Source organism: Pseudomonas putida (assembly GCF_001976065.1).
Taxonomy (GTDB): domain Bacteria; phylum Pseudomonadota; class Gammaproteobacteria; order Pseudomonadales; family Pseudomonadaceae; genus Aquipseudomonas; species Aquipseudomonas serbica.
Genome location: NZ_MNAH01000006.1, coordinates 17,017 through 29,798, shown reverse-complemented (window position 1 = coordinate 29,798; position 12,782 = coordinate 17,017). Strand labels below are relative to the sequence as shown.

At 61.6% G+C, this 12,782-nt stretch carries 12 protein-coding genes and 1 pseudogene; 5 read left to right on the top strand and 8 right to left on the bottom strand.

The window, feature by feature from the left end:
* Positions 1 to 13 precede the first annotated feature (13 nt).
* Positions 14 to 742 carry a methyl-accepting chemotaxis protein gene (locus BKX96_RS33580; protein WP_370628334.1) on the bottom strand — a complete coding sequence of 243 codons (729 nt, stop codon included), beginning with the start codon at positions 740 to 742 and terminating at the stop codon, positions 14 to 16.
* A 129-nt stretch (positions 743 to 871) separates the two neighbouring features.
* Positions 872 to 1,804 (bottom strand): annotated as a pseudogene (locus tag BKX96_RS33575) (cache domain-containing protein); the annotation flags it as partial.
* 599 nt (positions 1,805 to 2,403) lie between these two features.
* Here BKX96_RS33575 and BKX96_RS20435 point away from each other — a divergent pair.
* Complete coding sequence (locus tag BKX96_RS20435; protein WP_046819663.1) at positions 2,404 to 3,297, top strand: PA4780 family RIO1-like protein kinase; 894 nt, start codon at positions 2,404 to 2,406, stop codon at positions 3,295 to 3,297.
* A 60-nt stretch (positions 3,298 to 3,357) separates the two neighbouring features.
* Here BKX96_RS20435 and cueR read toward each other — a convergent pair whose 3' ends face one another.
* From cueR to BKX96_RS20420, 3 genes are all read right to left on the bottom strand, one after another.
* Positions 3,358 to 3,771 (bottom strand): Cu(I)-responsive transcriptional regulator, encoded by a 414-nt coding sequence (cueR, locus tag BKX96_RS20430; protein WP_077185317.1) that lies wholly within the window; start codon positions 3,769 to 3,771, stop codon positions 3,358 to 3,360.
* Positions 3,768 to 6,161: a heavy metal translocating P-type ATPase gene (locus BKX96_RS20425; protein ID WP_077185316.1), complete on the bottom strand. Its 2,394-nt coding sequence runs from the start codon at positions 6,159 to 6,161 to the stop codon at positions 3,768 to 3,770. The genes cueR and BKX96_RS20425 overlap by 4 nt, the downstream gene beginning before the upstream one ends.
* A gap of 151 nt (positions 6,162 to 6,312) precedes the next feature.
* Entirely contained in the window at positions 6,313 to 6,696 is a 384-nt protein-coding gene (locus tag BKX96_RS20420; RefSeq protein WP_046819660.1) for a hypothetical protein, read from the bottom strand.
* A gap of 159 nt (positions 6,697 to 6,855) precedes the next feature.
* On the opposite strand from BKX96_RS20420, the gene BKX96_RS20415 reads away from it, so the two are divergent.
* Together BKX96_RS20415 and BKX96_RS20410 are read left to right on the top strand one after the other, a co-directional pair.
* Positions 6,856 to 7,053, top strand: coding sequence for a cation transporter (locus BKX96_RS20415; RefSeq protein ID WP_046819659.1), 198 nt, complete (start codon positions 6,856 to 6,858; stop codon positions 7,051 to 7,053).
* Positions 7,054 to 7,144: 91 nt separating this feature from the next.
* Positions 7,145 to 8,347, top strand: coding sequence for a multidrug effflux MFS transporter (locus BKX96_RS20410; protein WP_077185315.1), 1,203 nt, complete (start codon positions 7,145 to 7,147; stop codon positions 8,345 to 8,347).
* 1 nt (position 8,348) lies between these two features.
* On the opposite strand, the gene BKX96_RS32900 is transcribed toward BKX96_RS20410, so the two are convergent.
* Both BKX96_RS32900 and BKX96_RS20405 read right to left on the bottom strand, forming a co-directional pair.
* Positions 8,349 to 8,519, bottom strand: a complete 171-nt coding sequence (locus tag BKX96_RS32900; protein WP_162837847.1) for a hypothetical protein — start codon at positions 8,517 to 8,519, stop codon at positions 8,349 to 8,351.
* 145 nt (positions 8,520 to 8,664) lie between these two features.
* Positions 8,665 to 9,678 carry a zinc-binding alcohol dehydrogenase family protein gene (locus tag BKX96_RS20405; RefSeq protein WP_077185314.1) on the bottom strand — a complete coding sequence of 338 codons (1,014 nt, stop codon included), beginning with the start codon at positions 9,676 to 9,678 and terminating at the stop codon, positions 8,665 to 8,667.
* A 127-nt stretch (positions 9,679 to 9,805) separates the two neighbouring features.
* On the opposite strand from BKX96_RS20405, the gene vimR reads away from it, so the two are divergent.
* Both vimR and BKX96_RS20395 read left to right on the top strand, forming a co-directional pair.
* Positions 9,806 to 10,735 carry a transcription regulator VimR gene (vimR, locus tag BKX96_RS20400; protein ID WP_046819656.1) on the top strand — a complete coding sequence of 310 codons (930 nt, stop codon included), beginning with the start codon at positions 9,806 to 9,808 and terminating at the stop codon, positions 10,733 to 10,735.
* A gap of 225 nt (positions 10,736 to 10,960) precedes the next feature.
* Positions 10,961 to 11,695 (top strand): ArsR/SmtB family transcription factor, encoded by a 735-nt coding sequence (locus BKX96_RS20395; protein WP_046819655.1) that lies wholly within the window; start codon positions 10,961 to 10,963, stop codon positions 11,693 to 11,695.
* Positions 11,696 to 11,797: 102 nt separating this feature from the next.
* Here BKX96_RS20395 and BKX96_RS20390 read toward each other — a convergent pair whose 3' ends face one another.
* Positions 11,798 to 12,751 carry an adenosine deaminase gene (locus BKX96_RS20390; RefSeq protein ID WP_077185313.1) on the bottom strand — a complete coding sequence of 318 codons (954 nt, stop codon included), beginning with the start codon at positions 12,749 to 12,751 and terminating at the stop codon, positions 11,798 to 11,800.
* Between the last annotated feature and the right edge of the window lie 31 nt (positions 12,752 to 12,782).

Below are 12,782 nucleotides of genomic sequence, written 5' to 3'. Positions count from 1 at the left end.
CGGGGATTTTGGATCAGGTACGGAATCGGCGCACCAACCCATCCAGCTCATTCGACAACCCGGCCAGGCTCTGGGAATCCAGGCGCGCCGAGTTCGCCAGTTCGGCCACCAATTGCGCATCGCCATGGATCTGGCTGATGTGCCGGTTGATGTCTTCGGCCACCTGATGCTGTTGTTCCGCTGCCGTGGCAATCTGGGTGTTCATGTCGCGGATCACGTCGACCGACTCGCGGATCTGCCCGAAGCTGTTGCGCGCTTCGCCGATGCGCGTCACCGATTGTTGGGACACCTCCAGGCTCGCATGCATCTGCTGGGTCACCTGGCTGGTGCGCTTGGCCAGGTTGCCCAGCAGCCCGTCGATTTCCGCCGTGGAGTCGGCCGTGCGCTTGGCCAGCGCCCGCACTTCATCGGCCACCACCGCAAAACCACGACCTTGCTCGCCGGCCCGCGCCGCTTCGATGGCGGCGTTCAGCGCCAGCAGGTTGGTCTGTTCGGCGATCGAACGAATGGTCCCCAGGATCGACTGGATATCATTGCTGTCGCGTTCCAGCTGTTGCATCGACTGGGCCGACTGTTCGATCTCCTGGCTCAGGCGATCGACGCTGCTGACCGCCGCGTCAATCTGTTGCTGCCCTTCGCGGGCCTGGCGCTGGCCGCTGTCGGCGGACTCGGCGGCCTGGCTGCAAGAGCGCGCCACTTCGTTGGCGGTAGCAACCATTTCGTGGAATGCCGTGGACACCATGTCCACCGCTTCGCGCTGGCGTCCAGCAGCTTCGGCCATGTCGCTGGAGACCTGGGTCGAGCTCCTGGAGGTGGCCAGGATCTTGGTCGCGGCGCCACCAATGCTCTGGATCAGGTTGCGAATCGCGGTCAGAAACTGGTTGAACCAGTTGGCCAGTTGCGCGGTTTCGTCGCTGCCGCGGATTTGCAGGCTCTTGGTCAGGTCGCCTTCACCCTGGGCGATGCCTTCCAGGCCGTCGGCCACGCTACGAATCGGGCGCACGATGACACTGGCGAAACTGGCGCCGACGATGGCGAAGATCAGCGCCAGTACCGCAGCGATGATCGCGATCAACCAGGTCAGTTGGGTCGCGGTGCTCATCACGTCGCTCTGCTTGATCAGGCCGATGAAGGTCCAGCCCAGTTGCTCGGACGGCCAGACGTTGGCCATGTAGCGTTCGCCGTTCAGTTCGACTTCAACCACGCCTTTGCCGGCCTTGGCCAGTTGCGCATAGCCATCGCCGAGGCTGCTCAGGGCCTTGAAATTGTGCTCGGGCTGCTTTGGGTCGACCAGTACGGTGCCGGTTTTTTCCAGCAGCATCAGGTAGCCGGTTTCGCCAAGCTTGATCTGTTTGACCAGCTCGGTGAGCTGCTTGAGCGACACGTCGATGCTGACCACGCCACCGTTGCTGCCCAGCTTGTTGTCGATGGTGCGTACGGTGCTGACGTAGGACGTATCGTTTTCCGCCCAGTAATAGGCTTCGGTACGGAACGGCTTGCCCGGTTTGGCCTGGGCGGCCTTATACCAGGGGCGCTGGCGTGGGTCGTAGTTGCTCAGCTTGGCGTCATCCGGCCACGACACATAACCACCGGCGGCGGTGCCGAGGATGGCGTACGCATAGGACGGATGGGTGTTGCCCAGGTCCTGCAGGAGGCCAAAGACTTTTTTGTCCATCTCGCCCTGTGGAATGCTGGCGGCGTTGGCGTCCATGTAGGTCTTGAGGCTGTCGTCGGAGTTCTTGATCAGCGGTTGATTGGCCAGGTACTCGACGTTCTGGCTGATGCCGTCGAAGAACAGCTGCATGGCGTTGCTGACCTGACGGATTTCGCGACCACTGCTGTCGACGAATCCCTCCCTGGCTTCACTGCGCAGGTTCAGCACGACGAGGGTGGCGACCAGTACCACCGGCAAGCAGGCGATGATTGCAAACGCCCAGGTCAGTTTCTGTTTGATGTTCATCCGCGCTCCAGATTTTCTTGTAGGCCCACGCAGTGCAGATGACTCGCGGTTTATTGGCAGCCGTAAACGTTGTCGATCAACCCGGGTCCGTGAGTGCGGTATCGTTGTTGTCAGGGAAACGATTGTCGGACAAATCACTTTGTCACTAAGGACTTCGGCTGTTGCCCCCGGAAATTGAGGATTGTTTGGAAAAATCCTGCGAACGGTCGTGCGGGGTGTCGGTTTCTGTCACAAATGCCCATGCAGCCGCAGACAACAAGCGCTTCAGGCTCGACTATGATCCAGAATGGCCGGTGATGGACTGCCGGTTTCCGTGATGAAACCGGCACATTGTGTGCTTCTTCAAGGTTCATAGGTCGGCACCCCCTCCCCCGAATGGGTGGATTGCCGTATAACGAATGACTTTCGCGTGTTTGGTAATAAAGGACCCACAATAAAAGCTGATGAAGACTCCAAAACGCATTGAACCCCTGATCGAGGACGGTCTGGTCGACGAAGTGCTGCGCCCACTCATGAGTGGTAAAGAAGCAGCTGTTTATGTGGTGCGCTGCGGCAACCAGCTACGTTGCGCGAAAGTCTACAAGGAGGCGAATAAACGCAGTTTTCGGCAGGCGGCCGAGTATCAGGAAGGCCGTAAGGTGCGCAACAGCCGACAGGCCCGGGCCATGGCCAAGGGCTCCAAGTTTGGCCGCAAGGAAACCGAAGACGCTTGGCAGAACGCCGAGGTAGCGGCACTGTTCCGCCTGGCCAATGCCGGTGTACGGGTGCCCAAGCCGTTCGACTTCCTCGAAGGCGTACTGCTCATGGAGCTGGTGGCCGACGAGTACGGTGATGCAGCACCGCGTCTGAACGATGTGGTACTGGAACCGGACCAGGCGCGCGAATATCACGCGTTCCTGATTTCGCAGATCGTGCTGATGTTGTGTACCGGCCTGGTGCACGGTGACCTGTCCGAGTTCAACGTGCTGTTGACCCCGACCGGTCCGGTGATCATCGACTTGCCGCAAGCGGTTGACGCGGCGGGCAACAATCACGCGTTCAGCATGCTGGAGCGGGACGTGGGCAACATGGCGTCCTATTTCGGACGCTTTGCCCCAGAGTTGAAAAAGACCCGGTACGCCAAGGAAATGTGGGCCTTGTACGAGGCCGGCACTTTGCACCCGGCCAGCGTCCTGACCGGCGAATTCGACGAGCCGGAAGAGCTGGCCGATGTCGGCGGCATCATGCGCGAGATCGAGGCCGCGCGCCTGGATGAAGAGCGCAAGCAAGCCGCGCGTGCGGCTGACGATGCGCCGGCCAAGCCAGCCGAAGAGCCGCCTCCACCGTGGATGCAGTGATCGGCTAAAGAAAAAACCCGGCTTCGGCCGGGTTTTTTGTGGGTGCCGCCATCAAATGCTTCAGGCAGAAACGGGTTTGGCGCAGCACCCCGATTCAAGATTTTTCAGAATCGGACAATCCGGCCGATCATCCCCCTGACAGTGCTCGACCAGATCCTGCAAGGTATCGCGCAACTGCCCCAGCTCACGGATCTTCTGGTTCAACTCATCGATATGCTGGCGGGCCAACGCTTTCACATCGGCACTGGCGCGCTGGCGATCCTGCCAGAGGGTCAACAGCTTGCCGACTTCCTCCAGGGAAAACCCCAGGTCCCGTGAGCGTTTGATGAACGCCAGCGTGTGCAGGTCGTCATCGCCGTACACCCGATAGCCGCTGTCGGTGCGATGAGCCGCCTTGAGCAAGCCGATGGACTCATAGTAACGGATCATCTTTGCGCTCAGGCCGCTGTGGCGGGCCGCTTGGCCGATGTTCATCGCTTGTCCTCCAGATCCTCGGGTTTCCAGGTTTTCAACAGTAGCGCATTGCTCACCACGCTGACGCTCGACAACGCCATGGCCGCGCCGGCCAGTACCGGATTGAGGAAGCCGAAGGCGGCCAATGGAATGCCGATCAGGTTATAGACAAAGGCCCAGAACAGGTTCTGCCGGATCTTCGCGTAGGTTTTGCGGCAAATCTCCAGCGCCGCCGGCACCCGCCGTGGGTCGCCCTGCATCAACGTGATGCCGGCCGCATGCATGGCCACATCGGTGCCGCCACCCATGGCGATGCCGATGTCGGCCGCGGCCAGTGCAGGCGCATCGTTGATGCCGTCGCCGACCATCGCCACCACGCCGTTTTGCTTCAGCGCGGCGACAGTGGCGGCCTTGTCCGCCGGCAGGACTTCGGCGTGCACATCCTGGATACCCAGCGCCTTGGCGACCACGTTGGCGCTGCCTTGGTTGTCACCGGTCAGCAGGTGACTGCTGATGTTGCGCGCGCTCAGTTGCTGCACCGCTTGCAGCGCTCCAGGCTTGAGCGTGTCACCGAAGGCGAACAGGCCCAGCACCTTCGGCTCGGGGCTTTGCTCGATCAACCAGGACAAGGTCCGGCCTTCGGTTTCCCACGCGCTTGCCGAACTCGCCAGGTCGCCAGCGGCCAGGCCGCTTTCTTCCAGCAGGCGCCGATTGCCCAGCGCCAGGCGCCGCCCCTCAAGAGTTCCGGCAATGCCTCGACCGGTCAGGGATTGACTGTCGGTGACGTCGGCCACGGTTAGGCCGCGCTCGGCGCAGGCATCCAGCACGGCCTTGGCCAGTGGATGCTCGCTGCCCCGTTGCAGGGCGCCGGCCCATTGCAGCAGGCTGGCTTCGTCGCCATCGAGGGCGCTCAGGTGGGCTATACGTGGCGTGCCAGAGGTCAGCGTGCCGGTCTTGTCGAACACCACGGCGTTGACGTCATGGGCTCGCTCCAGCACCTGGGCATCCTTGATCAGAATGCCGTAGCGCGCTGCGACCCCGGTGCCAGCCATGATCGCCGTTGGCGTGGCCAGGCCCAGGGCGCAAGGGCAGGCGATCACCAGCACCGCCACGGCGTTGATCAATGCGGTCTCCAGTGGAGCGCCATACAGCCACCAGCCGATCAAGGTCGCCAACGCCAGCAGCAAGACCACCGGGACGAACACCTGACTGACCCTGTCCACCAGTTTCTGGATCGGCGCTTTCGCCGCCTGGGCGTCCTCCACCAGGCGAATGATCCGCGCCAGCACGGTTTCCGCGCCAAGGGCCTGGGTGCGCACCAGCAACCGGCCTTCGCCATTGATCGCGCCGCCCGTGACCTTGTCCCCGGGCTGCTTGGGCACCGGCAGGCTTTCACCGCTGATCAGGGCTTCGTCGGCATGGCTCTGGCCCTCAACCACTTCACCGTCCACCGGAAAGCGTTCGCCGGGCTTGATCATGACCAGGTCATCGAGACGCAGAGCGCTGATCGCCACTTCCTGCTCGCGACCATCGATCACCTGGATCGCCCGCTCCGGGCGTAGCGCTTCCAGGGCGCGAATGGCGCTGGCGGTCTGGCGTTTGGCGCGGCTTTCCAGGTATTTGCCCAACAGCACCAAAGCAATCACCACGGCCGAGGCTTCGAAGTACAGATGCGGCATGCCCCCGGCGGCGGTCGCCCATTCGTAGAGGCTCAAGCCATAACCGGCGCTGGTGCCCAGCGCGACCAGCAAGTCCATATTGCCGGCGCCGGCACGCACGGCTTTCCAGGCGGCCACATAAAAGCGCGCGCCGAAGATGAACTGCACCGGTGTGGCCAGGGCGAACTGCACCCAGGCCGGGAGCATCCAGTGCACCCCGAACGGTTGCAGCAACATCGGCAAGACCAGCGGCAAGGCGAGGGCAATGGCGGCGATCAAGGCCCAGCGCTCGCGTTGCAATCGGCTTTGTTGAGTGTCGATATGCGGCTGATCGTCTTGCCAGACGCTGGCGGCGTAACCGGCTTTGCTCACGGCCGCGATCAATGTTTGTGGGTCGACCTGCCCGAGCAGCTCCAGATGAGCGCGTTCGTTGGCCAGGTTGACGCTGACGCTCTTGACCCCCGGCACTTTGCTCAGCGCCCGTTCGACCCGGCCCACGCAGGAGGCGCAGGTCATGCCGTCGATGCTCAATTCCAGGCGCTGCTGCGGCACGCTGTAGCCAGCCTTTTCCACCGCATCCATCAAGGCCGGCAGGCTGTCGACCGGTGCCTGGACCCGTGCCTGCTCGGTGGCCAGGTTGACGCTGACGGCACTGGCGCCGATGACTTTGCTCAAGGCGCGCTCGACACGCCCGGCGCAGCTGGCGCAGGTCATGCCGGTAATCGGCAGATCGAAAGTAGTGGATTCGGACATCGGTCACGCTCCCTGTAGAAGATACCTACAGGATCAACCTTGCCATGCTGGCAAGGTCAAGCGCAAAGATCGATGGGTGACCCGGCTCCTACAGAAGGCGATCTTGAGTACGCCTTCGCCGGCAAGCCGGCTCCTACAGGATCGGTGGTAATCAGTAGCCAAGCCCCGCACGCTTGAGATACATCCCATCCTGCGTCATCGCAATCCGGTACTTCACGACGTCCCCGGCCCTCAACTGAATGTCTTGCGAACCCGGCGCCAGCATCCCCGGGTTACACCCAGGCGCCTGGCCCGGCAGCAGCTTGAGGCGCAGGGAGACATTGCCCGGCGGCAGGTTGAACGAGGTGCTTTGCTCCTGGAACAGCCGTGCCGCCAACTGGTCCTGGATGTACACGCCAATCTCGCAGCTGGTCGCGACTTCCAGGCGCTCACGGGAAATGATCAGCACGCCATAATCCTCCCCCGCGGCATTGACCGAGGAGGTGGCGGCGAAAAGGCCAAGCAGGCCAAACAGGCTGAAAGCTGACCAGCGCATGGCTGAATCTCCTGAAGTCAAATCGTAGATGAACGCAGCTTGGCCGAGCGCGCAGCCGATTGCCAGCCCGGCCGTTCACGGCAGAACTTGACCTTGCCATGGTGGCAAGCTCGAGACTGCAGGTCAGCCCATTCAAACGCCACATTAAAGGAGTCATCCATGCAAGTGTTCAACGTTGAAGGCATGTCCTGCGGTCACTGCGTCAAGGCGATCACCCAGGCGGTACAGGCCAGGGATCCGGCGGCGAGTGTGCGCGTCGATCTGGCAGCCCGGGAGGTCGGGGTCGAGAGCACATTGACCACCGATCAAGTGATCGAGCTCATCAGTGAAGAAGGCTACAGCGTCAAGCTGGCCTGAATTTTTAATAGTTAGCGAGCTAACTTAATGTTCAAGGCGTCCATGCCCGGCTAGACTGTCGGGCTGCCGACTTCTGCCCCATGGATGCCTGATGAATTTTCGCACAATCCTGATTCTTGGCGCCTTGAGCGCTTTTGGTCCGCTGGCGATCGATTTCTACCTGCCGGCGTTCCCGGCGATGGCGCTCGCCTTCGGCACGGACGAAAAACACGTCCAGCTGACGTTGGCCGCTTATTTCCTTGGCCTGTCCATCGGCCAGCTGGCCTACGGCCCGGTGGCGGATCGTTTCGGTCGACGCATTCCCCTGTTGATCGGCGTCGGGCTGTTTACCGCCGCTTCATTGGCGTGCGCCTATGCGCCGAACCTGGAGTGGCTGATCGGCGCACGGTTCGTCCAGGCACTGGGCGGTTGCGCGGGAATGGTGATCTCGCGGGCGGTGGTCAGCGATAAATGCGATGCGGTGGGTTCGGCGAAAGTCTTTTCGCAGCTGATGCTGGTGATGGGCCTGGCGCCGATCCTTGCGCCGATGCTTGGCGGATTGCTGGTCAACACGACGGGCTGGCAGTCGATCTTCCTGGCGCTGACCGGTTTCAGCGCGATGGCAGGCTTGGCTGTGGCCCTGGGTTTGCCGGAAAGCATGCCCGCCCATTTGCCACGCCAGCCCCTGGCTGGAGCGTTGCGTCAGTACACACGCCTGCTGAAGGATCCGGTGTACCTCGGCCATGCCATGACCGGCGGTATCGCCATCGCCGGCATGTTCTCCTACATCGCCGGGTCGCCATTCATCTTCATCAAACTCTATGGCGTCCCGGCCGAACACTTTGGCTGGTTCTTCGGTGCCAACGCGGCGGGGTTCATTCTGGTGGCCCAGGTCAACGCGCGGCTGTTGGCCAAGCGTGGCCCGGCATTCCTGCTGACACGCACAGTGTGGATTTACCTCGGTGCCGGCCTGGCGTTGCTCGCCGTCAGTGCACTGCACACCGCACAGCTCTGGCCGTTGCTGATTCCGTTGTTTTTCTGCATCGCCAGCCTGGGCTGCATCCTGCCCAATGCCTCGGCCTGCGCGATGAACGGCCAGGGCGCCCGCGCCGGCAGCGCTTCGGCAATGCTCGGATGCCTGCAATTCAGTGTCGCGGCAGGCGCCGCGGCGCTGGTGGGTGTTTTGCACGACGGCAGCGCCATGCCGATGGCCATGGTCATCAGCCTGTGCGGGATTCTGGTGGTGAGCGCGGCGATGCTCACCCGGCGTCTGCAAAATGCCCGGGCACTGGTGCAGGCCCAGGTCGAGGGCTGACTCAGCCAGCAGTGCGCTGTTGGCGGTCGGGTATCTGGTGAGGGGCGTGCAATCGCGCTTCAAGGGTGTTGGTGAAGGCGCGCGCTTCGGCTTCGCTGCGGAAGGTAACGGCGTGTTGATCCAGGCGGACCTGCCACTGGGACTTTGCCAATTCTTTTATCAGGATCTTCATTACTGACCTCCTCAAGTAAAAGATTGTCTCGCAGAGGCTTCGATTGTAGTCCTGAATAGCATCGCAATTGTGACAACCGCCAACCTTCAGACTGACGGTTTGAAGATCGAAAGATCGCAGATTGCGATCTTTCGATTTCGCTCCCTTAGAACCCTTCCAGCACGATCTTGCCCTTGGACTTGCCGCTCTCCAGCAGTGCATGGGCACGCCGCAGGTTGGTTGCATTGATGCTGCCGAAGTGCTCGCCCACCGTGGTTTTCAGGGTCCCGGCATCGATCAGTTGGGCGACCCGGTTGAGCAGTTTGTGCTGTTCGATCATGTCCGCGGTCTCGAACAGTGAGCGGGTGTACATGAACTCCCAGTGCAGCGACAGGCTCTTGCGCTTGAGCTTGGTCACGTCGAGGCTTTTCGGGTCGTCGATCAGCGCCAGTTTGCCTTGCGGTGCCAACGCCTCGACCAGTTGATCGAGGTGATGGTCGGTCTGGGTCAGGCTGGCGACATGGGTCACCTGATCGATGCCGGCTCGCTTGAGTGCTTCGCTCAACGGCTGGCTGTGGTCGATCACCTGGTCGGCGCCCAGTGCAGTCACCCAGCTTTGGGTTTGCGGGCGCGAAGCGGTACCGATCACGTTCAACCCCGTAAGCTGTTTGGCCAGTTGCGTAAGGATCGAGCCGACGCCACCGGCCGCACCGACGATCAGCAGGCTCTGTCCTTCATCGGTCTTGCCTTCGCGCACTTGCAAGCGCTCGAAGAGCAACTCCCACGCGGTAATGGCCGTCAACGGCAGGGCAGCGGCTTCGGCGAATCCGAGGGTTTTCGGCATATGGCCGACGATTCGCTCATCCACCACGTGCAGCTCGCTATTCCCACCGGCGCGGGCGATGGAGCCCGCATAGAAGACCTTGTCGCCCGCCTTGAACAAGGTCACTTCATTGCCAACCGACTTGACCACGCCGGCCACGTCCCAGCCCAGCACTTTGGCCGCGCCCGCTTCAGGCTGGACGTTTTGGCGGACTTTGGTATCGACCGGATTGACCGAGATGGCTTTGACTTCCACCAGCAAGTCACGGGGGCCAGCGACCGGCTCCGGCAGTTCGATGTCTTGCAGGGCATTTTCATCGCTGATCGGCAACGAGGCGTAATAGGCAACGGCTTTCATGGAAGACTCCCAGGTAGCTATATGAGAAATGGAGTTGATGGGGCGGATGATTGGCTATTTCTCTGGAAGATAAAACCCGCTAAAACAGCAGTCTCTTTCAATATTTTTTTGATAATAAAGGCTTCATATGCTGCGATTCGATGATTTGCAGTTGTTCGTACGGGCGGCGGACCTGGGCAGCCTGTCCGCGGCAGCACGCGGCATGGACATGTCGCCGGCAGTGGCGAGCGCAGCGTTGAAACGCATCGAACAGCAGTTGGGCGCCCGACTGCTCGCACGTTCGACTCGCAGCCTGCGCCTGACCGCCGAAGGCGAAGGTTTTCTCGAGTACGCCCGGGCGGCCTTGAGCCATCTCGACGAAGGCCGGCGGTTGTTGGCCAGCGGCCAGGATCAGGTCAGCGGAGTCTTGCAGCTGTCGGCACCGTCGGACTTCGGTCGCAACCTGTTGCTGCCCTGGCTGGACGAGTTCCAGCGCGAACACCCGAAGCTGACCGTGCGACTACTACTGGGCGATCGCATCGCCGATCTGTTTCGCCAGCCGGTGGACATCGCCCTGCGCTACGGCGAGCCCGAAGATTCCAGCCTGGTGGCGCTGCCCATCGCTCCACACAATCGTCGTGTGTTGTGTGCCGCGCCCGAATACCTCGCCCGGCATGGCGAACCGCGCCAACTGGAACAACTGGCCCAGCACAATTGCCTGCTGTTCATGCTGGGCGGCCGGGTCCACGATCACTGGCGTTTTCATGACGGCAAGCGCGAGGTCGGCTTGACCGTCAGTGGCGATCGCTTCACTGACGATGCCGATGTCGTTCGCCTGTGGGCGGTGGCCGGAGCAGGGATCGCGTACAAATCGTGGCTCGATGTGGCAGCCGATGTGCTCGCCGGGCGCTTGAGAGTGCTGATGCCGGAGCTGCTCTGTGAGCGCGCTCCGCTGAATCTGCTGTGCGCCCATCGCGCACAATTGAGTAAGCCGGTGAACCTTTTGCGGGAAATGCTTGCCAGCCGATGCACCCGTTTGAGCAGTCATTTTCCAGGGGTATCGGGCATCGATCATTAGTCGCAGGCAAAAAGCGAAATTTCCCTCAGGAACTATCACCATCAACGGTTGGCCTGGAGCAGGATCTGGCGCTCAACCCGCCTATACTGACGCTCACCGCGTGTACGCACCGTCGATCGCAATGGCGAACCCGGTTAAGGCAGTTTCCACGTTTGGCCGACGGCCCATGACTGGTCAAGATAGCTCTTTGCAGCAGGACGAAACGATTCAACAGGGAGTGAATACATGGAACATGCACCTTGCATCAGCCAGATAGCCACATTGCTGGCTGACCCCAAGCGCAGCGCAATGATGTGGGCCTTGATGGATGGCTCGGCACGACATACCGAAGAACTGGCATTGATGACCGGCCTGTCACCTTCTTCGGCCAGTGCGCACCTGGGGCGGTTGTCCGCCGGCGGTCTGCTGAAAGTGGAGGCCCGTGGGCGAAAGCGCTTCTTCCGTCTCACGGCTCCCGAAGTCGGTGCCGCGATCGAAGCACTGGCCAGCGCCACGCTGGCCAGCGCACCGCAAGATATCCCGGATATTTTCAAACGCACCGCCCCCATGGCCAAACCTCGGCCAAGCGGTTCGTCGCTGTTGCGCGCGCGTCTGTGCGAGGATCATTTGGGCGGCACGCTGGCCGCCGATCTGTACCAGCGCCTGCTGGACGCAGACTGGATCGAACAGTTCGATCAGCGGGTCACGATCACGCTCAAGGGTGCGACGCAGTTGGCGGCGCGCGGTGTCTTCATTCAGGCGTTGGCCCACCGTCACGGCAAGGTCGCCTGTGCGTGCCCCGATTGGAGCGAAAGACGCCCGCACCTGGGCGGCGCCCTGGGTGCGGCGTTGTTGCAGCTGTTCATGCAGTCCGGATGGTTGAGCCTGCCGATGGATTCACGTGCCTTGCAGCTCACCGCCGCCGGACAGCGAGAATTTCACCGGTTCGCCAAACAGACCGAGCTGGAAGTGGCCCTGTAGGTGCAAGCTTGCTCGCGATGACGCAGTGTCAGTCAACATCAATGTTGAATGCCAAACCGCTATCGCGAGCAAGCTTGCTCCTACAGAAGAATCCGGTAGATCTCAGGGTTTTACCAACCGGGCATCCAGGCTGTTCTGTGCCAGGCGCTTGGCCTGGTCCTGGGTCATGCCCAGATCGGTATACAGGGCATGGAAGTTTTCGGTGACGTAACCGCCGAAGTACGCCGGGTCATCCGAGTTCACGGTCACTTTCACGCCACGCTCGAGCATCTCGAGAATATTGTGCTGCGACATGTGATCGAACACGCAGAGCTTGGTGTTGGACAGGGGGCACACGGTCAGCGGGATCTGCTCGTCGATGATGCGCTGCATCAGGCGCTCGTCTTCGATGGCGCGTACGCCATGGTCGATACGCTGGATCTTCAGCAGATCGAGGGCTTCCCAGATGTACTCGGGCGGGCCTTCTTCACCGGCGTGAGCGACGGTCAGGAAACCTTCGCCGCGGGCGCGGTCGAACACCCGCTGGAATTTGCTCGGTGGGTGCCCCATTTCGGAGCTGTCCAGGCCCACGGCGACAAACGCATCGCGGAACGGCAGCGCCTGGTCGAGGGTTTTCTGCGCCTGCTCTTCGCTCAAGTGGCGCAGGAAGCTCAGGATCAAGCCGCTGGTGATGCCCAGTTGCTGCTCACCGTCTTTCAACGCGGCGGCGATACCGTTGAGCACCACTTCGAATGGAATGCCGCGGTCAGTGTGGGTCTGCGGGTCGAAGAACGGTTCGGTGTGAATCACGTTCTGCGCCTTGCAGCGCAACAGATAGGCCCAAGTCAGGTCGTAGAAATCCTGGGAGGTACGCAGTACGTCGGCGCCCTGGTAGTACAGGTCGAGGAACTCCTGCAAGTTATTGAAGGCGTAGGCCTTGCGCAGGCTTTCGACATCGCTCCATGGCAGGGCGATCTTGTTGCGTTCGGCCAGGGCAAACAGCAGCTCGGGCTCCAGCGAGCCTTCCAGGTGCAGGTGCAGTTCTGCCTTGGGCAGGGCATTCAGCCAGTCGTACATAATTCTTTTCTCATCAGGTGCAATGGCGCCA